Source organism: Thiobacillus denitrificans DSM 12475 (genome assembly GCF_000376425.1).
Taxonomy (GTDB): Bacteria; Pseudomonadota; Gammaproteobacteria; order Burkholderiales; family Thiobacillaceae; genus Thiobacillus; species Thiobacillus denitrificans.
The window spans coordinates 241,967-264,234 of the sequence record NZ_AQWL01000004.1 but is presented as its reverse complement, the minus strand read 5'-3'; the positions used below and the strand labels follow the sequence as shown (position 1 = coordinate 264,234).

Below are 22,268 nucleotides of genomic sequence, written 5' to 3'. Positions count from 1 at the left end.
CGCTAGTTTTTCCGCTGTGATTTTTCGATCTCCTGCCATTCGCGCCGCCGCGCTTCGGCCACCGACATTTCGTGGAAATTGCCGTCGCCGGCCTTGATGCCGAGAGTGATCTGTTCGATGGCGACAACCAGGTTGCCGCTCAATGCCGCCGCTTCGGCCTGGGCGCGATGGCCGAGCAGGCGGTGCCCCAGCTGGGCGTGAGTCTGGGCGGCCAGCCGCCACAGGCGGCGGTCGAGCGGATACAGCGCAAGTTGCCCCTCGACCTGTGCCTGTGCATCGTTGTTGCGGCCTGACGCCAGCAATGCACTGATGTAGCCGTACTGCAAGGGGCGGTAGCCGGGGTAGGCGCGGCTGCCGGTCTGGTAGCGCTGCAAGGCAAGCACCTGGTTGCCCGCAGCCAGTGCGGTGCGGGCAACCAGTAGCTGAATCATCGGGCTGCCGGTTTTGCCGGATGGCAGTTTCTGCGCTTCGGTCTCGGCGTCCTTGAACTGACGCGCGCGGATCAGCGCGGTCACGAGACCATAGCGAGCGGCGGTTTCGCTGTTGTAACGTTTTTCATTGAGTATCTTGCGCGCAGCCAGCACGGCATCTTGCGCGCTGTCTTCCTGCGCGCGCAGGCGGGCGCGCACCAGCTGGAAATCGAGACTGTCCTCAACCTGCTGGTAAGGCGCGGTTTCGCTGCGCGATTCCATGTCGGCGATACGATCGGTGGTAAGCGGATGGGTGCGCAGATAGGCCGGGGCGCTGGTATCGTAAAACCGGTTGGCGCGCTGCAGGCGACTGAAGAAACCGCTCATGCCGCGTACGTCGTAGCCGCTGCGGTTCAGCATGTCGTAACCCAGGCGGTCCGCCTCGCGTTCGTAATCGCGGCTGTAGTTGAGTTGATTCTGGATGGAATAGGCCTGGGTGGTGGCGATGGCTGCGCCCGCCACGTTGGGATTGGAGCGCGATGCCAGCAGCGCCAGCGCCAACGCGGCCATGGTCGGCCAGTAGCTCTGGCTTTGCGAGGCGACCATGCGCGCGATATGGTCCTGGGTGACGTGGGCGATTTCGTGCGCGACCACGCCCGCCAGTTCGGATTCGCTTTGCGCGGCCAGCAGCAGGCCCGTATGCACGCCGATGTTGCCGCCCGGCATGGCAAAGGCGTTGATGGAAGGGTCGTTGACGACGAAGAAAGTGAATTCGCGCTGGTTGCGGGTGCTGACGGAGACCAGCTTGTAGCCCAGCTGGTTGAGATAGCTCTCGATCACAGGGTCGTCGAGATAGCGCGGATCGGCGTAGACGTCGCGCATGATGGCGCGTCCCAGCGCCTGTTCTTCCTGGTCGGAAAAATATTGCCGCGACACTTCGCCCAGGTCGGGCAGGTCGGCGGCAATGACCGGCTGAACGGCCAGCGCTAGTGCGAGCAGGGTGCGCAGCATCAGCAGGAAAGAAGGATGAGTGCGGTGAACGGCATTTCGTTTACGATGCGCAGATTGTCAACAAGGTTCCTGTGCCATGAGTGAATTCACCCATTTTGATGAGCGGGGGCGCGCCGTCATGGTCGACGTGGCGGGCAAGGACGACACGCGGCGCGTCGCCGTGGCGGGCGGCCGGATTCATATGTTACCCGATACCCTGGCCCGTATTCTGGGCGGACAGGCGGCCAAGGGCGATGTACTGGGCATTGCGCGCATCGCGGCGATCCAGGCGACCAAGCGCACTGCCGAACTGATCCCGCTGTGCCACCCGATCGCCCTGACCCGGGTGAGCGTGGAGTTCAGCCACGACCAGGCCGAATCATGGATCGCCTGCACGGTGACTGCGGAAACCGTCGGCAAGACCGGGGTGGAAATGGAGGCGCTGACCGGCGTCAGCGTCGCGCTGCTGACGATCTACGACATGTGCAAGGCGGTGGATCGCGGCATGCGCATGGACGCCATCAGCCTGCTGGAAAAACAGGGTGGACGCTCCGGCCATTGGCGCGCGTCCCTTGCGGCGGGCGCCTAGTCATAACGTCATCTTGCGCCCACATCGCGCCGCGGCATGATGTCGGGGTGGAAAAATCGAACCGTCGCATGCGTTTTTTCGGCTTCCTGTTGTTCGGGGTATGGGCATGTTCGTTCGCCGCGCGGGCGGATCTGCTGGACCATCTGAGGTTCCCGGCCACGGGAACGCAGTTGCTGCTGTGGGTGGCATCCGAGCGCGGGCGCGCCGAGCCCGAGGTACAGGCCGCGCAGCAACTGGCCGCGCAAGGCGTGGAGGCCTGGTCGCTCGACCTCACCAGCGCCTATTTCCTGCCGCAGTTGCCGAGTAGCATGGACGACGTGCCGGTACGGGATATGGCCGACTGGCTGCGCGCCGCACAGGCCGGCGGCAAGCAGGTGACGGCCGTTGCCGTGGCACGCGCTGCGGTTCCGTTATTGCGTGCCGTGGCCTCGCTTGAGCCAGCCGAGCGGCAGCGACTCTGCGTGCTGCTGCTGTATCCGAATCTCTACATGACGGCGGAGCCGCTGGCCGCGCCGGATTACCTCGACCTGGAAATCTTGACCGGCTTGCGGGTGCACGTGCTGCAGCCGCGCCGTTCCGCGGCGACGCCCTGGTTGCCCGGACTGCTGGATCATCTGGCGCTGCATGGTGCGACGGCCAGTGCGACCGTTCTGGAAGGCCTGCGCGAAGGCTACTGGGAGCGCGAATCGCCGACTGAGTTTGAAATCGCCGAGAGCCGCCGCATGGACGCCATGCTGCTGCGTGAATTGAATGCCTGGGGGTGCAAATGAAACGATTGCTGACGACGTGTGCGATGAGTCTGCTGCTGGCGGCTGGCGCGCAAGCTGCCGGATTCGAGGCGCGTGCCAGCGAGCCGGCACCGGAACTGAAGGCGCGCGACCTGAACGGAGCGCCCAGGACGCTGGCCGACTATCGAGGCAAGGTGGTGCTGCTCAATTTCTGGGCGTCATGGTGCCCGCCCTGTCTGCGCGAAATGCCGTCAATGGAGCGGCTGCGGGTGAAAATGACCGGGCGGCCGCTGACGATCGTCGCGCTGGACAGCGCCGAGACGCCCGAAGAAGTGAAGGCTTATTTGTCCAGAATGAAACTGGGCTTCCCGATTCTGCTTGATCCCGATGGCAGCAACACCCGGCGCTGGAAAGTGTTTGCGTTGCCCACCACATTCCTGCTGGACGCCGATGGCCGTGTGCGCTACGTCCTGACCGGCCCCACCGAATGGGATGAGGGGGAGGCCCTGCGGGTGATCGAGTCGCTGCTGACGGAGTTGCCGGCGCATGCAGGATAGGCGAAATAAGGATGTTTAAGTCCGTAATAAATAAGGGTTTTTCATCAGGTGGCCTTATACGAGCATCAGCCATTTTGCTTGCCATGCCTGGGGCTTGAAGTGCAAAATAACGGCATATTCGGAATGTTTAATATTTAGCCATCCCCGCAGCATCCAGTGCCGATGCGCTGGCACTGCTTCCAGCAGTCACCTAGTGTGTATATCCGGGCAGGAAAAATGCGGCTCCATCGTGGAGCCGCGGGGACGTTTTTGAATCTAGAGACCGCATGAACGCCAAGATAAAACTCGAAAATCACGACGCGCAGGAAATCAAGTACACCACCTGTTACATGTGTGCCTGCCGCTGCGGCATCAAAGTGACGCTGGAGGACAACAAGGTCCGTTTCATCCAGGGTAACCGCAACCATCCTACCAACCAGGGCGTGCTGTGCGCCAAAGGGTCGGCCGGGATCATGAAGCAGTATTCCACCGCCAAGCTGACCCAGCCGTTGATGCGCAAGCCGGGTACCGAGCGCGGCGAGGGGATTTACGAGGCGATTTCCTGGGATCAGGCGCTCGACGTGCTGAGCGACCGTCTGGAAGAAATCCGCGCCACCGACCCCTCCAAGCTGGGCTATTTCACCGGGCGCGACCAGATGCAGGCCCTCACCGGCCTGTGGGCGCAGCAGTTCGGCACCCCCAACTGGTCGGCACACGGTGGCTTCTGCTCGGTCAACATGGCGGCGGCGGGCCTGTATTCCATCGGTTTCTCATTCTGGGAATTCGGCGCGCCGGACTGGGATTACGCCAAGTATTTCCTGATGTGGGGCGTGGCGGAAGACCACTCGTCCAATCCGATCAAGATCGGCCTGGAGAAGCTCAAGCGCAAAGGCGGCAAGTTCGTCACCGTCAACCCGGTGCGTACCGGCTATTCGGCGATTGCCGACGAATGGCTGCCGATCAAGCCTGGCATGGACGGTCTGCTGGCGATGTCGATGGTCCATGTGCTGTTGAAGCACGAAAAGTTCGACTACGAATTCCTGGTTCGCTACACCAACGCCTCCTGGCTGGTGGTGCAGGCCCCCGGCCAGAAGGGCGACGGCCTGTTCCTGCGCGACGAGAACGACCAGCCGTTGATCTGGGATATCGACAAGGAAGCCTTCAGGAACGGCATGGACGGCGACATCGCCCCCGCGCTGTTCGGCGAATACGTCGCGCCCGACGGCCGCCGCGTCAAGACCGTGATGTCGCTGATGACCGAGCGCTACCTCGACGAGCGCTATGCACCGAAGAACGTCGCGCTGGAATGCGGCCTGCCGGCCGAGAGCATCGAGCGCATCGCGCTGGAAATGGCGCACGTCGCGTTCAAGGAAACCGTCGAGTTGCCGATCGAATGGACCGACGTGTGGGGCCGCAAGCATGACAAGGTGGTCGGCCGCCCGGTGGCGATGTACGCGATGCGCGGCATCGCGGCGCACTCCAACGGCTTCCATTCCTGCCGCGCCATCCACATGATCCAGATGCTGCTGGGCGCGCTCGATGCGCCGGGCAACTTCCGCGCCCGCGCGCCGTATCCGAAGCCGATTCCGCCGCACCAGCTGCCGGAAAACAACATCGATATCATCAACGCGCCGAACACGCCGCTGTCACGTCCGCCGCTCGGCTTCCCGACGCGCCCGGAAGATCTGGTGATCGACGAATTCGGCAACCCGCTGCGCATCGACAAGGCCTATTCGTGGGAGGTGCCGATCGCCTCGCACGGCCTGATGCACATGGTCATCACTAACGCGACCAACCACGATCCCTACGCGCTCGACACGCTGATCCTGTTCATGGCCAACATGGCGTGGAACTCGACCATGAACACGGCCAACATTCAGGACATGCTGCGCGCGAAAGATCCGGAAGAGCCGGGCGAATACAAGATCCCGTTCCTGGTGGTGATCGACGCCTTCCACTCGGAAATGACCAACTTCGCCGACCTGATCCTGCCGGACACGACGTATCTGGAGCGTCACGACACCATCTCGTTGCTCGATCGCCCGATTTCCGAGCCGGATGCGGCGGCCGACGCGATCCGATATCCGTTGGTCAAACCCGACCGCGACGTGCGCCCGTGGCAGGAAGTCATGGTCGAGCTGGCTTCGCGGCTGAAATTCCCCGCCTTCACCAAGCCCGACGGCACCCCCAAGTTCAGCGGCTACCAGGACTTCATCGTCAACTACGAGCGTTCGCCCGGCATCGGCTTCCTTGCCGGCTGGCGCGGCAAGGACGGCACGAAGTCGCTGAAGGGCGAACCCAACCCCAATCAGTGGGAAAAGTACATCGAGAACCAGAGCTTCTATGCCCACCACTGGCCCGACAACCAGAAATACATGCGCTACGCCAACAAGGACTACCTCGACGTGGCGGCGGACGTCGGCTTCGTCGGCAAGGCCGAACCCATCATCATGCAGTTCTATTCCGAGCCACTGCAGAAATTCCGCCTCGCCGGGCAGGGCCTGTACGACGGTCCGCAACCCAACAACCTGGTCGACCGCGAACGTCTGGTGAAGTACTTCGACCCGCTGCCGATGTGGTACGAACCGCTCGAACAGCAACGCGTCAACGCGGACGAATATCCCTTCTTCGCGCTCACCCAGCGCCCGATGTTCATGTACCACTCGTGGGATTCGCAGAACGTGTGGCTGCGTCAGATCATGGCGCAGAACTTCATGTACATGAACGCGCGCAAGGCGGCGGAAATGGGCATCAAGGACTTCGACTGGATCTGGGTCGAGTCGCACAACGGCAAGATCCGCTGCCAGGTCAAGACCATGGAAGGCACCCAGGAAAACACCATCTGGACTTGGAACGCCATCGGCAAGCAGAAGGGCGCCTGGGGCCTGAAGGACAATGCCTCCGAAGCGACCAAGGGCTTCCTGCTCAATCACCTGATTTCGGAGCTGCTGCCGGAAAAAGCCGGCGAGCGTCGTGTCACCAACTCCGACCCGGTGACCGGCCAGGCGGCATGGTTCGACCTGCGGGTGAAGGTATGGAAGGCCGCGCCGGGCGAGACCGGGGCGTGGCCGCAATTCGATACGCTGAAGCCGCTACCGGGCGACGAGCGCTACGAGCGCCCCGAGGTGCTGCGCTACGACGCCCGCAGCCATGAGAAGAACTGAGAGCAGCAGAACTAAGCAGCATCCGTAAATATAAAGCGAGCACAACATGAGACTTGGATTGGTCATCGACCTCGACGTGTGCGTGGGCTGCCATGCCTGCGCCATCGCCTGCAAGGAATGGAACGCCTCCGGCACCATCGGCCCGTTGTCCGACTACCAGCCCTACGGCGCCGAGCCATCGGGCGTGTGGTTCAACCGGATTCGCCATTACGAGATGGACGAGTATCCGAACAACAAGACGGTCAACTTCCCGATGTCGTGCATGCACTGCGAGGACGCCGACTGCGTCACCGTGTGCCCGACCGGCGCGTCGTACAAGCGTGCCGAAGACGGTATCGTGCTGATCGACCAGGACAAGTGCATGGGCTGCAACTACTGCTCGTGGGCCTGTCCCTACGGCGCGCGCGAGCTCGATCGCTCCAGCGGCACGATGAAGAAGTGCACCCTGTGCGTCGACCGCATCTACGACCAGGAACTGCCGGTCGAGGAGCGCCAGCCCTCGTGCGTGCTGACCTGCCCGGCGCACGCCCGCATGTTCGGCGACTTCGACGACCCTGATTCGGCGGTGTCGCGCACGGTGCGCGAGCGCGGCGGCTTCCCGCTGATGCCCGAACTCAATTACAACCCGACCAACCAATACCTGCCACCGCGCCGCAAGCCGGTGATTCCGGTCGACCCCCAGCCCCGTGGCGGCCTCAAGGAAAGCATCAAGCAGTTCGCCAACAAGCTGGTGCGCCGCTAAACCGCGTAGCCCTTAATTTGCGCCAGGAGTATCCATGCATCCCGCTTTCTCAGTCATTTTCTTTACCGTCGCATCGGGCGCCGGCTTCGGCCTGATTTCGCTGCTGTTCATCGCCGACACGTTCAAGCTCGGCGGTGGCTTCAGCCGCGAGCAGCTGGTCATCGGCGGACTCGTCGCGATGGCCCTGATCGTGTTCGGCCTGCTGTCGTCCACCTTCCACCTCGCCAATCCGAAAAACGCCTGGCGCGCGTTCAGCCGCTTCCGTACCTCGTGGCTGTCGCGCGAAGGCGTGTTTGCCGTGGTGTTCATGCCGCTGGCGCTGATCTACCTCGTCTGCATCTGGTTCGACGCACCGCTGTGGCTGCGTGAAACCTTCGGTTTCCTGACCGCCATGCTGGCCTGGATCACGGTGTTTTCCACCGGCATGATCTACGCCTGTCTGAAGACCATCCGCCAGTGGAACACCCCGCTGGTGCCTGCCAACTATCTGGCGCTGGGTTATGCCAGCGGCAGTCTGCTGCTGCTGCTGGGCGCGGTCTATGCTGGCCTCGATACCACGCCCTATATTGCGATGTCGGCGCTGATCGTCTCGATCGCCGCAGTGCTGAAGGCAATCTACTATTTCTGGATTCGCAGCCCCGGCTTGACGCCCACCATCAATACCGCCACCGGCCTGACTCGTGCCAAGGTCAAGCTGCTCGACACCGGCCATACCCATGGCACCTTCCTGACCCAGGAATTCGGCTTCCAGATCGCGCGGCAGAAAGCGGGCCTGCTCAAGGCCGTGGTTTTTGTGCTGGGCTTCGCGTTGCCCGGCCTGATGCTGGTATGGGTCTTCAATCAGCATGGCGGACAAACCGCCGCCATCGTCGCGGCCTTCGCGGGCATCGCCGGTGCCGCGGTCGAGCGCTGGCTGTTTTTCGCCGAGGCTCGCCACGTGGTCAACCTGTATCACGGCGCCCAGCGCTGTTGAGCAAGCCCGAAACGCCGCAGAAGCTCGCCGGATGTGAACGATTCGGGGCGAGCCGCAGAGGGCGGGCATCGTTCCTGCAGCGGGCGGGCGCTTGGCGTGCCGCCTGCTTTAATGTATATTAGAGAACTCTAATTTATCCATTTCAGGAGTGTGGCATCTATGTTCGGACTGTCAGGTTTCAAGGAAGTCGATCCCGGCTATGTCGCGGAAATCGCAGCCCAGGGCGCGCATCTGATCGATGTGCGCACCGAGGCCGAAGTGGCGCAAGGCGTGATCGATGGCGCCATCCACATCCCGCTGCACCTGCTACCGCTGCGCGCGGCCGATGTTCCCCAGGACAAGCCCGTGGTGATCTACTGCCGCTCCGGCGCGCGATCGGCTCAGGCGTGTGCGTTCTTGGCTTCCCAAGGCTACGGCAACATGCACAATCTGGCTGGCGGCATCATGGCGTGGGCACGCTCCGGCAATACCCTCTGTCGGCCCCGCTAAAGCCCCGGTTCAAGACCGATTTGAAGGAGATAGCCAGTTTTTCCGGCAGCGCTGCAATTTCGGTTGCAATGGGAAAATTTCTGGTTTAAGGTACCGCAGCGTTTTTTAGTACATAATTATTTAATGTAAGGAGAACCAAATGAATTTCGATAAAGAACTCGATGCCCGTGGCCTGAACTGTCCCCTGCCCATTCTGCGCGCCAAGAAGGCCCTGGCTGATGTCGGAAGCGGACAAGTGCTGAAAATCCTGTCCACCGACCCGGGTTCGGTCAAGGACTTCGCCGCTTTCGCCAAGCAGACCGGCAATGAACTGCTGTCTACCGCCGAAGCGGGCGGCGAATTTACCTTCTTCATGAAGAAAAAATAAATACAAAAACCAAACCAGCGCCGTCCGTTCCGGGAGCACACAGCCAGGAATCTACGGCGCTGTTTTTCAACCGGCAGAGGAGAGACTTGAGCATGGATACCAAAAAAATGGCCATTATCGCCACCAAAGGCACGCTGGACTGGGCTTACCCCCCGTTCATCCTGGCTTCGACGGCGGCGGCGCTGGGTTATGAAACCCAGATTTTCTTCACTTTCTACGGTCTCCAGCTCGTCCGCAAGGACCTGTCTGTCCTCAAAGTGAGCCCGCTGGGTAACCCCGGCATGCCGATGAAAATGCCATTCGGCCCCAAGTGGTTCAAGAACATCAACTGGAACATGCCCAACGCCATCCAGGCCATCATCCCGGGCTATGAAAACGTGGCGACGGCCCTGATGAAACAGACCATCGCCAACAACGGCGTGGCGACCATTCCCGACCTGCGCGAATTGTGCCAGGAAGCCGAGGTCAAGTTCATCGCCTGCCAGATGACGGTCGAACTGTTCGGCTTCGAGCATTCCGACTTCATCGACGGTCTCGAGTACGGCGGCGCCGCCACCTTTTTCGAGTTCGCCGGCGAGACCGATATCTGCCTGTTCATCTAGAACAGATTGCCGTTTGATGAAAAAAGAGCCGAAGCGATTCGGCTCTTTTTTTGTGTCTTTTGTACCACACCATGCTTTGTTTATCCGGGGGGATGAAGAGCTCCGCTTGTCTAAGCGCTAGCTCGGGCGTAGCCTTCGCTCAGGTCATCAAAAAAAACTGTCTGTCGTAATTTTACCAACAAGAGGAGATACCAATGAAGTTCACGCGCGTATTCGCATTCATGGCACTGGCGGGTCTGGCCGGCAGTGCCTACGCTACCAACGGCTATTTTTCGCACGGCTACGGCATGAAAGCCAAGGGGATGGCTGGTGCGGCCACTGCCAGCTCGGATGATGCCTTTGGCGGCGCCAACAACCCCGCCTCGATGGCGTTTGCCGGCAACCGCCTTGACCTGGGCGCGGATCTGTTCAGCCCGCGACGTGAAGCCAGCCGTACTGGACTGGGCCCTTTTGATGGCTCGGTCGATAGCGATTCCAAGTATTTCCTGATTCCGGAGTTCGGCTATACCCGTCAGATGAACAGCAATCTGGCGCTGGGCGTGACGGTGTATGGCAATGGTGGGATGAACACGAATTACCCGGGTGGTCAGATTGCCGCAGGCAACTGCGGTGCAACCGCAGCTAATCTACTGTGTGGCGACGGTAAACTGGGTGTTAACTTGGTGCAACTGATTGTTGCGCCGACTGCTGCATATAAAATTGCGCCCAACCATTCTCTGGGTATTTCTCCACTGATCGGCTATCAGCGTTTCAAGGCAGATGGCCTTCAGGCTTTTAGTGGGGCTTCTTCTGATCCTGCAAATCTTACCAACCGTGGTACTGACGACTCGTTTGGTTATGGCGTGCGGATCGGCTACATGGGCAAAATTTCTCCGACAGTAACCATCGGTGCGGCTTACGCATCGAAGATGAAATTCGACGAGTTTTCCAAGTACAAGGGCCTGTTTGCTGAACAGGGGGGCTTCGACATTCCGGAGAACTATAATCTCGGCGTGGCATGGCAAGCGACCCCCGCAGTCAAGCTGGCGCTGGATTATCAGCGCATTAGCTATTCCGACGTGAACTCGATCAACAACCCCAGCACCAATGCTTTTATTCCGGCACCCCTTGGCGCTGACAACGGTCCTGGTTTTGGTTGGGACGATATCGATGTGTGGAAGTTGGGTGTCGAATATAAATACAGCCAGCAGTTGACCCTGCGTGCGGGCTACAACCACGGCGACAATCCGATTCAGGCGCGTGATGTGACCTTCAACATTCTGGCGCCGGGCGTGGTCAAGGATCATGCAACCCTTGGCTTCACCTATACGCTGGCATCGGGTAATGAACTGACCATGAGCTATATGCATGCCTTCAAGCATGATGTGAGCGGAACCTCGATTCTTCCTGCATTTATGATGAACCCCCCCGCAGGGACGGAGAAAATCGAGATGTACCAGAACTCGCTGGGTATCCAGTACAGCTGGAAAATGTAATCAGCAGTGGGTTGGCTGATCAAAGCCGGGGTTACGATCCCGGCTTTTTTATGGTCCGAGTGAACGAATCGAAACAGCGACAAGCGCCGACGAATCCGCGCTTATTGCTGTCATAGGGTAACAATCAGTCCAGCCGCGCGTGCTGGGCCTGCAGCTTCTGCAGCATGGCAGCAAAATCGGTCAGCCGGCCCCTTTCCTGCTCGACGACGGCGGGGGGGGCCTTGTCGACGAAGCTGGCGTTGGCGAGCTTGGCTTCGGCCTTCTTGATCTCGCCCTGGATGCGGGCGATTTCCTTGGCCAGGCGTGCGCGTTCGGCGTCCTTGTCGATTTCCACCACCAGCATCATCCGCATCTCGCCGACCAGGGCAACCGGGGCGTCGGCGTCTGCAAGCGCAGCGACGGCGCTGACGTCGGAGAGCTTGCCGAGCGCGGCGATGTAGGGCGCCAGCGAGCCGATGACGGCGGCATCGCCCTCGATTACCAGCGGCACGCGCTGCGCGGGCGACAGGTTCATTTCGCCGCGCAGGGTGCGGCAGGCGTTGACCAGTTCCTTCAGCAACTGGATGCGGACGACGCTGTCGGGATGGCGCTGCGCTTCATTCACCTGCGGATAGGCGGCGAGCATGATGCTGTCGTCGCCATTGCCGGAGGGCGATGCCTTATGAGCGGCGTCGGCGAGTGGAGCAACTTTCTGCCACAGCTCCTCGGTGATGAAAGGAATGATGGGGTGGGCGAGGCGCAGCGTGGCTTCCAGCACCGTGGCCAGGGTACGACGGGTGGCGCGCTGCTGTTCCGGCGTGCCGCCGTTGAGCTGCACCTTGGCGAGTTCCAGGTACCAGTCGCAGTACTCGTCCCACACGAATTCGTAGACCGCGCGCGCGGCTTGGTCGAAACGGTAGGCGGCGAAGGCCTCGTGCACCTCGGCGACGGCCTGCTGCAGGCGAGAGGCGATCCAGCGGTCGGCGTCCGAATAGTCGAACGCCGCGCCGGCGTCGAGGCCGCAATCGTGGCCTTCCAGGTTCATCAGCGCGAAGCGGGTGGCATTCCACAGCTTGTTGCAGAAATTGCGGTAGCCTTCGGCGCGTTGAAGATCAAATTTGATGTCGCGGCCGTGCGTGGCGAGGCTGGCGAAGGTGAAACGCAGCGCATCGGTGCCGTAGGCGGCGATGCCGTCGGGGAATTCGCGGCGGGTGCGCTTCTCGATGCCGGCGGCCTGCTTCGGGTTCATCAGGCCCTGGGTGCGCTTGGCGACCAGGTCGTCCACGGCAATGCCATCAATCAGATCAATCGGGTCGAGCACGTTGCCCTTCGACTTGCTCATCTTCTGGCCTTCGGAGTCGCGCACCAGGCCGGTGACGTAGACCTCGCGGAACGGCAGCTTACCGGTGAAATGGAGCGACATCATCACCATGCGAGCGACCCAGAAGAAGATGATGTCGAAGCCGGTGACGAGTACCGAGGTCGGAAGGTAGCGTTCGAGTTCCGGCGTCTGTTCCGGCCAGCCGAGCGTTGAGAACGGCCACAGCGCGGACGAGAACCAGGTGTCGAGCACGTCGTTGTCCTGCGTCAGTTCGCGGCCGCCGGCCTGCTTCCTGGCTTCTTCCTCGCTGTACGCGACGTAGAAATTGCCGTCGGCGTCGTACCAGGCGGGGATGCGATGGCCCCACCACAGCTGGCGCGACACGCACCAATCCTGGATGTTTTCCAGCCACTGGCGATAGGTGGTGGTCCAGTTCTCCGGCACGAATTTCAGCTCGCCGGAATCGACCGCGGCGAGCCCCTGTTTCGCCAGGCCTTCCATGCTCATGAACCACTGGTCGGTGAGCATCGGCTCGATCACTGCGTGGGTGCGGTCGCCACGCGGGATCGTCAGCTTGTGCGGCCTGGCCGAGACCAGCAGGCCCTTGGCCTGCAGTTCGTCGAGCAGCTTCTGGCGCGCGTCGTAACGGTCCAGGCCCTGGTATTCGGTCGGGCACAGCTCGTTCATTTTCGCGTCGAGCGTCAGCACGCTGATCGCCACCAGCTTGTGGCGCTGGCCTACCTGCCAGTCGTTGAAGTCGTGCGCCGGGGTGATCTTGACCACGCCGGTGCCAAACTCGCGGTCGACGTAATCGTCGGCGATGATGGGGATGCTGCGCTCGGCGATCGGCAGGCGCACCTGCTTGCCGATCAGGTGCGCGTAGCGTTCGTCTGCCGGATGGACCGCGACGGCGCTGTCGCCGAGCAGCGTTTCCGGGCGGGTGGTGGCGACGGTGAGAAAGCCTGAGCCATCCTCCAGCGGGTAGCTGATCTCCCACATGAAGCCGTCCTCCTCGGTGGGAACGACCTCGAGGTCGGATACCGCGGTCTGCAGCACGGGGTCCCAGTTCACCAGTCGCTTGCCGCGGTAGATGAGGCCCTCGCGATAGAGCCGCACGAACACCTCGGTGACGGCTTTCGACAGGCCGGCGTCCATGGTGAAGCGCTCGCGGCTCCAGTCGGGGCTGGTGCCGAGCCGGCGCATCTGGCGGGTGATGGTGGAGCCGGAGTGCTCCTTCCATTCCCAGACTTTTTCGAGGAATTTTTCGCGGCCGAGATCGTGGCGCGAAACGCCCTGCGCGTCGAGCTGGCGTTCCACCACGATCTGCGTCGCGATGCCGGCGTGGTCGGTGCCCGGCTGCCACAGCGTATCGTCACCCGCCATGCGGTGATAGCGGGTCAGCGCGTCCATCAGGGTGTGCTGGAAAGCGTGTCCCATGTGCAGCGTGCCGGTGACGTTGGGCGGCGGCAGCATGATGCAGTAGGCGGGGGGCGTGTCCTCACAAGGGGACTCCGATCCACTACGTGCTCTTGTGCCCTTCAGGGTAGAAGCGCGTGTGGGGTCGTATGCGCCTGCCTTGAAATAACCGGCGCTTTCCCACTGGGCGTACCAGCGTTTCTCGATGTCAGCCGGTTCGAAGGATTTGGCGAGTTCCATGGCGTGCGCGCAAAACCGCCATTATCCCAAAAATACCTGGGACACGTCCCAAAAAAGCCAGGGATATGTCCCAAAAAAGCAGCTGGAAACGCGCGCTGTGCCGATGTCGCGTCAGGCAGCGGGATCGCGCGGCTGCTTGAGTTTCTCGGCGACGGCATCGCGCACGATCTCGCGCACGTTGACGTCGAGCTGATTGAGCAGGCTGGCCACGGTTTCGTCGAGGTTTTTGCGCAGTTCGGCGGCGACCTGCTTTTCCATGACTTCGGACAGGCGGGGTGCCAGTTCGTTCATCAGCTGCTCGGTCAGGGTGTCGTTGACGGCGGGCGCGGAGGTTTCGGGCGGTGGCGGGAGCGATGGAGACGCCGTGGGGGAAGCCGCGGCAGGGGGCGGGGGTGCGGCGGTTACCGCGGGCGGCGTGCCGCGCTCGATCACCTGGGTCAGCACCGGCAGCCAGGCGCCGGGCGGTGCTGGCTGTGCGGATGACGCCTGCCCGGACGGCGCATCGCGACCGTCCTCGATGCCGCCGCGATGCTTTTTCAGCAGCGCGTCCATTTTGCTCAATGTGTCCGATTGTCCTGGCGGGGGGCTGTCGCTCATGTCGGCCTCGTATTTATCCGCTGTGCTGGCGCAGGTCGTGCGTTTGCAGGGCGTAGCCGCGGGACTGGTAAAAACGGTAGCGCGCGCGCCCCTGCTCGCGCCCGGCTTCGTCCTGGCCGATGATTTCGACCAGGCGTTCGAAGCGGGCAAAGGCGGGCGGCTGTTCGCGGTGCAGGTTGATCATCACGTCTGCCTGGTGCAGGGCGTTGGCATCGGTGCCGATCAACACAGGTGTCTCGCTTGCCAGCGGGTCGCCATCGCGGCAGTGCGGCACGAAGCTCAGCGCGGGCGTGGTCCACAGTAGACGGTCGATGGCGTCGGCAGTCGCCGGGTCGGGCGCGTAGATCATCACCTGCTTGCCCTGGCCGTGTGCCTTGGCGGCGACGCGGCGGGCGACGTCGAGCGGGTTGTCGGCAAAGGTGTAGAAGGTGATTTCGGTCACTGCCGGCGGATTATTTCTGGGCGCGGTTCAGGAGGAAGTGCACCAGCAGCGACACCGGGCGGCCGGTCGATCCCTTTTCGCGGCCGCCCTGGTAGGCGGTACCGGCGATGTCGAGGTGCGCCCAGTGGTATTTTTTGGCGAAGCGCGACAGGAAGCAGGCCGCGGTGATCGAGCCGGCCGGACGGCCGCCGATGTTGGCCATGTCGGCGAGGCTGCTCTTCAGCTGCTCCTGGTAGTCGTCCCACAGCGGCATGCGCCAGACGCGGTCCCAGGCATGGTCGGCGGCGTGCTCGATTTCGCGCGCCAGCGGGTCGTGGTTGCTGTAGAGCGCGCTGGGGTGGGCGCCGAGCGCGATCACGCAGGCGCCGGTCAGGGTCGCCAGGTCGATCACCGCCTCGGGCGCGAAGCGCTCGGCGTAGGTCAGTGCGTCGCACAGAATGAGACGGCCTTCGGCGTCGGTGTTGAGGATTTCGATGGTCTGGCCGGACATCGAGGTGACGATGTCGCCCGGCTTGTTGGCATTCGCATCCGGCATGTTCTCGCAGGCGGGGATGAGGCCGACGACGTTGAGCGGCAGGCCCAGTTCGCCGATGGCGCGAAAGGTGCCGATGACCGCGCCGCCGCCGCTCATGTCGTAGTTCATCTCGTCCATTTCGGCCGGGGGTTTGAGCGAGATGCCGCCGGCATCGAAGGTGACTGCCTTGCCGACCAGCACCACCGGCTTTTCGCCCTTGGCGCCGCCTTCATGCTTCAGCACGATGAAGCGCGGCGGCTTGTCGCTGCCCTTGCCGACCGACAGGAAGGAACCCATGCCGAGCTTGTCGCAGGCGGCATAGTCGAGAATCTCGCTACGGAAGCCGTAGGCCTTGGCCAGCTTTTGCGCCTGGCCGGCCAGGTATTCGGGGGTGCATATGTTGGACGGCGTATTGCCCAGGTCCTTGGCCAGGCCGATGCCACGGGCAATCGCCAGTCCGTGCGCCAGTCCGACCTCGCCATACTTGAGCTCGCCGCGGCGCGAAACGGCAAAGATCACGCGCTTGAGCGGACGGCGTGTCTCGTTCGGCTTGCTCTTCAAATGGTCGAAGCGGTACAACGCTGCGTGGGCGCTGATGACAGCCTGCTCGACATTCCAGGTGACGTCGCGTTTCCGGACCGGGATCTCGCTCAGCGTGATCGCGGCTTCCATCGAGCCGGTGTCGCGCAGGGTCTTCACCGCGCTGGCGATGGCGTCGCAGTAGGCCTTTTCGTGGAACTCGCGTTCCTTGCCGAGGCCGACCAGCAGGATGCGGTCGGCCAGAATGTTGGGTACCTTGTGCAACAGCAGAGTGCTGCCGGCCTTGCCTTCCATGTCGCCGCCGCGCAGGATGTCCGACAGATAGCCGTCGCTGGCGCGGTCGATGTCGATTGCCGGGGCCGACAGCTTGCGGCTCTCGAACACGCCGACGACGACGCAGGCGGTGCGCTGCTTTTCGGGTGCGCCGCTTTTTATGCTAAATTCGAGTTCGATTTCCTTGTTTTCCATGTCTGTGCTCAAAAAAATACGATTTGCCGGTCGGGCGATTATTGGCGCAGCCGCAGTGGAATGTCAAAAGCATATTCGTGTCCCGAATGACCCCCGGATAGCCGCATGCTCTATCGCCGTGCACTGACCCGCGAAATGGGCCTTGCCACCGGCGCCGTGCTGACGGTGCTGATCGCGATTGCGCTGGTGATCCTGTTCATCCGCCTGCTCGGCGATGTGGCGCGGGGCGAGCTTGCCAACCAGGCGGTATTTGCTTTTCTTGGCTTTTCGCTGCTGTATTTTCTGCCGGTATTGATGACGATCGCACTGTTCGCCGGCGTGTTGCTGCCCTTGTCGCGCATGTGGCGCGACAGCGAAATGGTCATCTGGCTCAATGCCGGGCTGTCGCTCACGCAATGGATGCGGCCGGTGCTGACGTTCGCCGTGCCGTTTTCGCTGGTGATCCTGTTGCTGACGCTGATGCTCAATCCGTGGGCGCAGACCAAGAAAAGCGAATACCGCCAGGATTTGCGTAGCCGCAGCGAAAGTGCCCTGATTGCGCCCGGACTGTTTGCCGAATCCAGCGCTGGCCAGCGCGTTTATTACGTCGAATCGCTCAACCCACTGACCGGTATCGTGCGCAACGTGTTCATGCAGTCGCGCATCGACGGTCAGCTCGGCCTGGTGGTGGCGCGCGAAGGCAACCACACCCAGCTGCCCGACGGCTCGCGCTACCTGGTATTCAAGGATGGGCGCCGCTACGAAGGCATCCCCGGCCAGCTCGATTACCGCATCGTGCAGTTTGAACGCTACTGGATGCGGCTCGACCCGGCGGCTGCCGGTGGCAAGGAAACCGGCATTCGCCAGGCGCCGCCGGGCGAGCTGATCGGCGATGCGTCGCCATCGGCGCGCGCCGAGCTGTTGTGGCGGCTGGGGGTTCCGCTCAGCGCGCTGATTCTTGCCGTGATGGCGATTCCCCTCAGTTTCGTCAACACGCGCGCGCGCCGCTCCTACGGGCTGGTGATCGCGCTGCTGCTGTATTTCGTCTACAACAACCTGCTGTCGCTGTCACAGGCCTGGGTGGCGCAGGACAGACTCAATCCGTGGCTGGGAATGCTGTCGCCGCATCTGTTGATGCTGCTTGCCGTGGCAGCCCTGTTTTACGTGCGTGCGCGCCAGTATGGTACGCGCCGGAGACGGTCATGAGGCTGCTGGCGCGCTACCTCGCGCAGCAGGTGCTGGTGGCAACCGGATTCCTGCTGCTCGCGCTGCTGGTGCTGTTTGCCTTCTTCGACGTGATGGAGGAACTCGGCAGCCTGGGCCGTAACAACTATGGCCTGGGGCAGGCGGCCGTGGTGGTGGTGCTCAGCATGCCCGGGCATCTGTATGAAATCCTGCCGGTAGCGGCGCTGATCGGAACGCTGTTTGCGCTGTCGCGCCTGGTGGGCAATTCGGAATACGCGGTAATGCGCGTGTCGGGCCTGTCCAACTGGCGGGTGGCGGGATACTTCGCGGTGATCGGCGCGATGCTCTCCCTGCTGGCGCTGCTGATCGGCGAATATGTGACCCCGTGGTCGGATCAGACCGCGCAGCGCTACAAGCTGTCTGCCACCCGTTCGGTGGTGGCGCAGCAGTTCCGCTCCGGGCTGTGGGTCAAGGATGGCACGGCGTTCATCAATGTGCGCGAAGTGATGCCCGACAATACCCTGCGCGGCATCGAAATTTACGGCTTCGATGGCGGCGGCCGCCTTGACTGGATCCGCGCCGCCGCCGAGGCCAGCTGGCGCGGCAACCAGACCTGGAGCCTGCAGCAGGTGGTGGAAACGCGTTTCGATGCCGACGGTATCCACGCTACCCGCAACGCGCGCCAGGACTGGCAGTCAGTGCTGACGCCCGACATCCTCAGCGTGCTGCTGGTCGCGCCGGAGAAAATGTCGGCGCGCACCCTGTGGCGCTATGTGGCGCATCTCAAGGAAAACGGCCAGAAGGCCACGCGTTACGAACTCGCCCTGTGGACAAAGTTTCTCAGCCCGCTGGTCATCCCGATCATGATGCTGATCGCCATGCCGTTTGCCATCCAGGGACCGCGTTCCGGCGGCACCAGCAGCAAGATTTTCATCGGCATTCTGGCCGGTCTCGGCTTTCATCTGCTGAGCCGACTGTTCGGCCACCTCGGCCTGTTGAACGACTGGCCGGCGGTCGTGGTGTCGATCCTGCCGCTGCTGATCTTCCTGGCCATTGCGCTGATGGGCATCCGGTGGGTGGAACGGCGCTAGATTCGTTGCCCGGGCGGCTCGCTGTTTGCCTTCAGGCGGGCGAGCCGGCGGCCAAGCTCGCCTGCGTGCATGCGTTGCAGGCGGACTGGCAAGCGGGGCGCGTGGACCCCGCGGCGCACACGACACGCGTCCCCATCGGACAGCCGGGGCATCCCGAGAAACCGCTGCAGGTTCCGCCGCAGAAGGTGCCGCGCCGCCGTGCCGACACGCTGCCCGGCCGCGCAGCGCTCATCCATGCGCTGGCGCATATCGAATTCAACGCGATCAACCTGGCGCTCGACGCCGCCCACCGGTTCGCCGGCATGCCGTCCGCTTACTACGCCGACTGGCTGCGCGTGGCGGATGAGGAGGCGCTGCATTTCGCGCTGCTGAACGCGCATCTGGCTACGCTGGGATATGCCTACGGCGATTTTCCGGCGCACAACGGCCTGTGGGACATGGCGCTGAAAACCGCGCATGATCCGCTGGTGCGCATGGCGCTGGTGCCGCGTGTGCTGGAAGCGCGCGGGCTCGATGCCACGCCGCTGATCGTCGACAAGCTCAGCGCTGCGAACGACACACGCATGGTCGAGATCCTCGCCGTCATCGAGCGCGACGAGATCGGCCATGTCGCCATCGGCAGCCACTGGTTCGGCTGGCTGTGCGCGGCGCGCGGTCTGCAGCCCGAAACGACGTTCCGCCAGCTGCTGGTCGATTACGACGCGCCGCCGCTGAAACCGCCGTTCAATCTGGCGGCGCGCCGCCAGGCCGGCTTTAGCGAGCCCGAGCTGGACTGGCTAAGTACGCTCTAGTTTGCTTACAAGCCCAGCGTGGTCGCCGACATGGCGGCCGGCGCGCGTTGCCACATGCCTTCGAAATCCTGATGCAGCGCCACGGCGCTGCCGCGGTCGTCCGGATGCAGGATGCCGTGCACCGCCGCCTTGTCGGCGCGCAGCAGCACGCCGTGGCGGTCGGCCAGCACGAATGCCTGGCCGGGGCGCGGCGCGTCGGGGTCGGCCAGGCGGATTTCGAGGATATGGCCGAAATCGCGCAGCAGCTGCATCAGGCGGGGATGGTCGCCTGCAACGCGGTCGATGTCGTCGAGCAGTAGCTCGATGCGGCGTCCGCCGCCAGCCACGCACAGCGCGCGCAGAGCCGCGTGGCGGGGGGCGTGGTCGAGGTCGAACAGGCTGAGGTCGTAGTCGTACAGGCGCAGCCGGCGCTGCGTGGCGGCGAGCAGCGCGTCGAACGCGGCGCGGAGTTCAGCCGGGGTTTCGAGGGCATTCATTCGGCGCCGATCTCCAACCAGCCGGCCCGGTACCAGTCATACAGGCGCTTGCGCAGCGTGGCCGGCAGCGGCGCAGGGTGGCGGCGCCGGTCGGCCAGCTGCCGCAGTGTGGCGGCTTCGCCGACCTGCGGCGTGAACGCCTCGCCATTGATGAAAAAGCGTTTGCCCGCAAACAGCAGGCGCGACCTGGGATCGAGCGCCACGCCGGCCTTGCCTGCCTGTCTGTCGAAGGCGGCTTGTCCGAGCGGCGTGTCCGGCGGGTCGAAAAACACATTTGGCTTGGGTTCGGACAGGTAGCGCCCGGCAAACTCGGCGATGTCGCGTTTAGTCCATTCGATGCGGGCGATCATGCCTTCGATTTGCGTCAGCATCGCCCGGCCGATTTCGCCGGGGTGGGTTTGCCGGCGCAGGTCGGGGTCGGCGTAGCGGCCTTCCAGCGCGAGGGTGTCCTGCAGGTGCATCAGGAAGCCGTGCGCCAGTTCTTCGGCGGTGGGAGCGCGGAAGCCGATCGAATATGTCATGCAGGCATCCACGGCGACACCGTAGTGCGCGACGTGCGGCGGCAGGTAGAGCATGTCGCCGGGGCCGAGCACCCATTCGTCCTCGGCCTTGAAGCGGCGCAGGATCTTCAGCGGCGCATCGTCCAGCAATGCCAGGTCGCTTTGTGTGCCGACCTGCCAGCGGCGGTGCCCCTGGCCCTGCAGCAGAAAAACGTCGTACGAATCGAAATGCGGGCCGACGCTGCCGCCGGGCACGGCGTAGCTCACCATCAAATCGTCGAGGCGGGCGTGCGGAATGAAATCGAAACGCGCCAGCAGGGCGTCGGCTTCGGGCAGAAAGTGATTGAGCGATTGCACCAGCAGGGTCCACCCGGTTTCCGGCAGGCGCCTGAAATCGCTTTTCCGGAACGGGCCATGATCGAGCTGCCAGTCGTTGCCGCTGCCCTGGATCAGGCGCGATTCGACGTCGTCGCGACAGGCCAGCTGCCGCATCTCGGCGGGCGACAACAGGCCGGCAAAGTCAGGTACGGCGTTGCGGATCAGCAGCGGGCGTTTGTGCCATATCTCACGCAGGAAGCGGGCGGGGCTGAGGCCGCCAAGCAGGGGGGGCGTCATGGGCGGAATTATAACGGCGCGATTGGATGCCCCCTGTTAGAATGCTGCCGAAAAATACGTGGCGGAGCCGCCCATGTTGAATGCTGGAGATCGCGCGCCGGATTTTTCCAACCCGGATGCGGACATGAACATCGTCGAGCTGTCCCAATTCCGGGGTAAAACCCTGGTGCTGTATTTCTACATGCGTGACGACACCCCGGGGTGCACCACCGAAGCGATCGAGTTTTCCGAGCTGGAGGATGATTTCACCAAGCTGGGGGCCAGCGTGCTCGGCGTGTCGCGCGACGACTGCATCAAGCATGGCGAGTTTCGCGACAAGCACGGCATCAGTGTGCGCTTGCTGGCCGACAAGGAACAAACGACCTGCGCAGCCTATGGCGTGCTGCAGGACAAGGAGGTGGACGGCGTCATGCGCAAGAGCATGACGCGCTCCACCTTCGTCATCGACAAACAGGGCGTCATCCGTCACGCACTGTACGGCGTTTCCAGCCGCGGGCACGCGGCGGAAGTGCTGCAACTGGTTGCTTTAATGAGCAAAGGGGAACTCAATTGAATATCGGCAAAGATACCGTCGTCACCATCACCTACGTCGTCCGCGATATGGAGGGCGCACTGCTGGAGGAGAGCGACGAACCGGTCAGCTACCTGCACGGCGGCTACGACAACATCTTTCCGCTGGTGGAGCAGGCGCTGGAAGGCAAGGTGGTGGGCGACCAAATCGACCTCAAGCTGCAGCCGGCCGACGCCTTCGGTGAATACGAGGAAGAGCTGGTGCGGCTGGAGCCGCGCGACGCTTTCCCCGATGACATCGAGGTAGGCATGCAGTTCGTCGGCTCGCCGGTCGACGGCAGCGAGGAAATGCTCTACACCGTGACCGAGATCGCCGAAGACAAGGTGGTGGTCGACGGCAATCATCCCTATTCCGGGCAGTCGGTGCATTTCCAGTGCGTGGTGGCCGAAGTGCGTGCCGCCTCGCCGGACGAGGTTGCGCACCGCCACGCGCATGGCGCCCACGGCCATCATCATCATTGAGCAAACTGCACGGCAAA

General features: G+C 62.9%; 22 protein-coding genes. 15 read left to right on the top strand and 7 right to left on the bottom strand.

Annotated features, from left to right (window positions below; translation table 11 throughout):
* Positions 1-2: 2 nt before the first annotated feature.
* Positions 3-1,421, bottom strand: coding sequence for a M48 family metalloprotease (locus B059_RS0108100; RefSeq protein WP_018077742.1), 1,419 nt, complete (start codon positions 1,419-1,421; stop codon positions 3-5).
* A 76-nt stretch (positions 1,422-1,497) separates the two neighbouring features.
* Here B059_RS0108100 and moaC point away from each other — a divergent pair, with 76 nt between their 5' ends.
* The 10 genes from moaC (at position 1,498) to B059_RS0108050 (ending at position 11,065) form a co-directional block, all read left to right on the top strand.
* Positions 1,498-1,989, top strand: a complete 492-nt coding sequence (gene moaC, locus B059_RS0108095) for a cyclic pyranopterin monophosphate synthase MoaC (RefSeq protein ID WP_018077741.1) — start codon at positions 1,498-1,500, stop codon at positions 1,987-1,989.
* Positions 1,990-2,057: 68 nt separating this feature from the next.
* Positions 2,058-2,759, top strand: a complete 702-nt coding sequence (locus B059_RS0108090) for a hypothetical protein (RefSeq protein WP_038058432.1) — start codon at positions 2,058-2,060, stop codon at positions 2,757-2,759.
* Positions 2,756-3,274, top strand: coding sequence for a TlpA family protein disulfide reductase (locus B059_RS0108085; RefSeq protein ID WP_245538754.1), 519 nt, complete (start codon positions 2,756-2,758; stop codon positions 3,272-3,274). Before B059_RS0108090 ends, B059_RS0108085 begins: the two co-directional genes overlap by 4 nt.
* A 266-nt stretch (positions 3,275-3,540) precedes the next feature.
* Positions 3,541-6,417 carry a molybdopterin oxidoreductase family protein gene (locus B059_RS0108080; protein WP_018077738.1) on the top strand — a complete coding sequence of 959 codons (2,877 nt, stop codon included), beginning with the start codon at positions 3,541-3,543 and terminating at the stop codon, positions 6,415-6,417.
* A gap of 46 nt (positions 6,418-6,463) precedes the next feature.
* Positions 6,464-7,159, top strand: a complete 696-nt coding sequence (locus tag B059_RS0108075) for a 4Fe-4S dicluster domain-containing protein (RefSeq protein ID WP_018077737.1) — start codon at positions 6,464-6,466, stop codon at positions 7,157-7,159.
* Between the two features lie 34 nt (positions 7,160-7,193).
* Positions 7,194-8,132: a dimethyl sulfoxide reductase anchor subunit family protein gene (locus B059_RS0108070; protein WP_018077736.1), complete on the top strand. Its 939-nt coding sequence runs from the start codon at positions 7,194-7,196 to the stop codon at positions 8,130-8,132.
* Between the two features lie 159 nt (positions 8,133-8,291).
* Positions 8,292-8,621, top strand: a complete 330-nt coding sequence (locus B059_RS0108065) for a rhodanese-like domain-containing protein (protein ID WP_018077735.1) — start codon at positions 8,292-8,294, stop codon at positions 8,619-8,621.
* A gap of 139 nt (positions 8,622-8,760) precedes the next feature.
* Positions 8,761-8,988 (top strand): sulfurtransferase TusA family protein, encoded by a 228-nt coding sequence (locus B059_RS0108060; protein WP_018077734.1) that lies wholly within the window; start codon positions 8,761-8,763, stop codon positions 8,986-8,988.
* Positions 8,989-9,080: 92 nt separating this feature from the next.
* Positions 9,081-9,590, top strand: coding sequence for a sulfur carrier protein DsrE2 (gene dsrE2, locus B059_RS0108055; protein WP_018077733.1), 510 nt, complete (start codon positions 9,081-9,083; stop codon positions 9,588-9,590).
* A 194-nt stretch (positions 9,591-9,784) separates the two neighbouring features.
* Positions 9,785-11,065, top strand: coding sequence for an OmpP1/FadL family transporter (locus B059_RS0108050; protein ID WP_018077732.1), 1,281 nt, complete (start codon positions 9,785-9,787; stop codon positions 11,063-11,065).
* Positions 11,066-11,189: 124 nt separating this feature from the next.
* Here the strand turns inward: B059_RS0108050 and B059_RS0108045 are convergent, their stop codons facing one another.
* The 4 genes from B059_RS0108045 to B059_RS0108030 form a co-directional block, all read right to left on the bottom strand.
* Positions 11,190-14,021, bottom strand: a complete 2,832-nt coding sequence (locus tag B059_RS0108045) for a valine--tRNA ligase (protein ID WP_018077731.1) — start codon at positions 14,019-14,021, stop codon at positions 11,190-11,192.
* A 111-nt stretch (positions 14,022-14,132) separates the two neighbouring features.
* Positions 14,133-14,618: a hypothetical protein gene (locus B059_RS0108040; protein WP_026177392.1), complete on the bottom strand. Its 486-nt coding sequence runs from the start codon at positions 14,616-14,618 to the stop codon at positions 14,133-14,135.
* 13 nt (positions 14,619-14,631) lie between these two features.
* Positions 14,632-15,060, bottom strand: a complete 429-nt coding sequence (locus B059_RS0108035; RefSeq protein WP_018077729.1) for a DNA polymerase III subunit chi — start codon at positions 15,058-15,060, stop codon at positions 14,632-14,634.
* A gap of 10 nt (positions 15,061-15,070) precedes the next feature.
* Positions 15,071-16,582, bottom strand: coding sequence for a leucyl aminopeptidase (locus tag B059_RS0108030; protein WP_018077728.1), 1,512 nt, complete (start codon positions 16,580-16,582; stop codon positions 15,071-15,073).
* Positions 16,583-16,687: 105 nt separating this feature from the next.
* Between B059_RS0108030 and lptF the strand changes: the two genes are divergently transcribed.
* From lptF to B059_RS0108015, 3 genes are read left to right on the top strand one after another with little or no spacing between them, the layout of a single operon-like run.
* The gene (lptF, locus tag B059_RS0108025; protein WP_018077727.1) at positions 16,688-17,767 is read left to right on the top strand and encodes an LPS export ABC transporter permease LptF; all 1,080 of its coding nucleotides are present in this window, start codon (positions 16,688-16,690) and stop codon (positions 17,765-17,767) included.
* Positions 17,764-18,837 (top strand): LPS export ABC transporter permease LptG, encoded by a 1,074-nt coding sequence (gene lptG / locus B059_RS0108020; RefSeq protein ID WP_018077726.1) that lies wholly within the window; start codon positions 17,764-17,766, stop codon positions 18,835-18,837. Before lptF ends, lptG begins: the two co-directional genes overlap by 4 nt.
* Positions 18,838-18,842: 5 nt before the next feature.
* Positions 18,843-19,628 carry a ferritin-like domain-containing protein gene (locus tag B059_RS0108015; protein WP_018077725.1) on the top strand — a complete coding sequence of 262 codons (786 nt, stop codon included), beginning with the start codon at positions 18,843-18,845 and terminating at the stop codon, positions 19,626-19,628.
* A gap of 5 nt (positions 19,629-19,633) precedes the next feature.
* Here the strand turns inward: B059_RS0108015 and B059_RS0108010 are convergent, their stop codons facing one another.
* Positions 19,634-20,104: a DUF7931 domain-containing protein gene (locus B059_RS0108010; RefSeq protein WP_018077724.1), complete on the bottom strand. Its 471-nt coding sequence runs from the start codon at positions 20,102-20,104 to the stop codon at positions 19,634-19,636.
* Entirely contained in the window at positions 20,101-21,219 is a 1,119-nt protein-coding gene (locus B059_RS0108005) for a cupin domain-containing protein (RefSeq protein ID WP_018077723.1), read from the bottom strand. The genes B059_RS0108010 and B059_RS0108005 overlap by 4 nt, the downstream gene beginning before the upstream one ends.
* 73 nt (positions 21,220-21,292) lie before the next feature.
* On the opposite strand from B059_RS0108005, the gene B059_RS0108000 reads away from it, so the two are divergent.
* Positions 21,293-21,772, top strand: a complete 480-nt coding sequence (locus B059_RS0108000) for a peroxiredoxin (protein WP_018077722.1) — start codon at positions 21,293-21,295, stop codon at positions 21,770-21,772.
* Entirely contained in the window at positions 21,769-22,251 is a 483-nt protein-coding gene (locus B059_RS0107995; RefSeq protein WP_018077721.1) for an FKBP-type peptidyl-prolyl cis-trans isomerase, read from the top strand. Before B059_RS0108000 ends, B059_RS0107995 begins: the two co-directional genes overlap by 4 nt.
* The last annotated feature ends 17 nt before the right edge of the window (positions 22,252-22,268 follow it).

Bases quoted from the DNA above. Each gene is read 5' to 3' on its own strand.
- B059_RS0108100 (WP_018077742.1), bottom strand. From the start codon at position 1,421: ATGCTGCGCACCCTGCTCGCACTAGCGCTGGCCGTTCAGCCGGTCATT.
- moaC (WP_018077741.1), top strand. From the start codon at position 1,498: ATGAGTGAATTCACCCATTTTGATGAGCGGGGGCGCGCCGTCATGGTC.
- B059_RS0108090 (WP_038058432.1), top strand. From the start codon at position 2,058: ATGCGTTTTTTCGGCTTCCTGTTGTTCGGGGTATGGGCATGTTCGTTC.
- B059_RS0108085 (WP_245538754.1), top strand. From the start codon at position 2,756: ATGAAACGATTGCTGACGACGTGTGCGATGAGTCTGCTGCTGGCGGCT.
- B059_RS0108080 (WP_018077738.1), top strand. From the start codon at position 3,541: ATGAACGCCAAGATAAAACTCGAAAATCACGACGCGCAGGAAATCAAG.
- B059_RS0108075 (WP_018077737.1), top strand. From the start codon at position 6,464: ATGAGACTTGGATTGGTCATCGACCTCGACGTGTGCGTGGGCTGCCAT.
- B059_RS0108070 (WP_018077736.1), top strand. From the start codon at position 7,194: ATGCATCCCGCTTTCTCAGTCATTTTCTTTACCGTCGCATCGGGCGCC.
- B059_RS0108065 (WP_018077735.1), top strand. From the start codon at position 8,292: ATGTTCGGACTGTCAGGTTTCAAGGAAGTCGATCCCGGCTATGTCGCG.
- B059_RS0108060 (WP_018077734.1), top strand. From the start codon at position 8,761: ATGAATTTCGATAAAGAACTCGATGCCCGTGGCCTGAACTGTCCCCTG.
- dsrE2 (WP_018077733.1), top strand. From the start codon at position 9,081: ATGGATACCAAAAAAATGGCCATTATCGCCACCAAAGGCACGCTGGAC.
- B059_RS0108050 (WP_018077732.1), top strand. From the start codon at position 9,785: ATGAAGTTCACGCGCGTATTCGCATTCATGGCACTGGCGGGTCTGGCC.
- B059_RS0108045 (WP_018077731.1), bottom strand. From the start codon at position 14,021: ATGGAACTCGCCAAATCCTTCGAACCGGCTGACATCGAGAAACGCTGG.
- B059_RS0108040 (WP_026177392.1), bottom strand. From the start codon at position 14,618: ATGAGCGACAGCCCCCCGCCAGGACAATCGGACACATTGAGCAAAATG.
- B059_RS0108030 (WP_018077728.1), bottom strand. From the start codon at position 16,582: ATGGAAAACAAGGAAATCGAACTCGAATTTAGCATAAAAAGCGGCGCA.
- lptF (WP_018077727.1), top strand. From the start codon at position 16,688: ATGCTCTATCGCCGTGCACTGACCCGCGAAATGGGCCTTGCCACCGGC.
- lptG (WP_018077726.1), top strand. From the start codon at position 17,764: ATGAGGCTGCTGGCGCGCTACCTCGCGCAGCAGGTGCTGGTGGCAACC.
- B059_RS0108010 (WP_018077724.1), bottom strand. From the start codon at position 20,104: ATGAATGCCCTCGAAACCCCGGCTGAACTCCGCGCCGCGTTCGACGCG.
- B059_RS0108005 (WP_018077723.1), bottom strand. From the start codon at position 21,219: ATGACGCCCCCCCTGCTTGGCGGCCTCAGCCCCGCCCGCTTCCTGCGT.
- B059_RS0108000 (WP_018077722.1), top strand. From the start codon at position 21,293: ATGTTGAATGCTGGAGATCGCGCGCCGGATTTTTCCAACCCGGATGCG.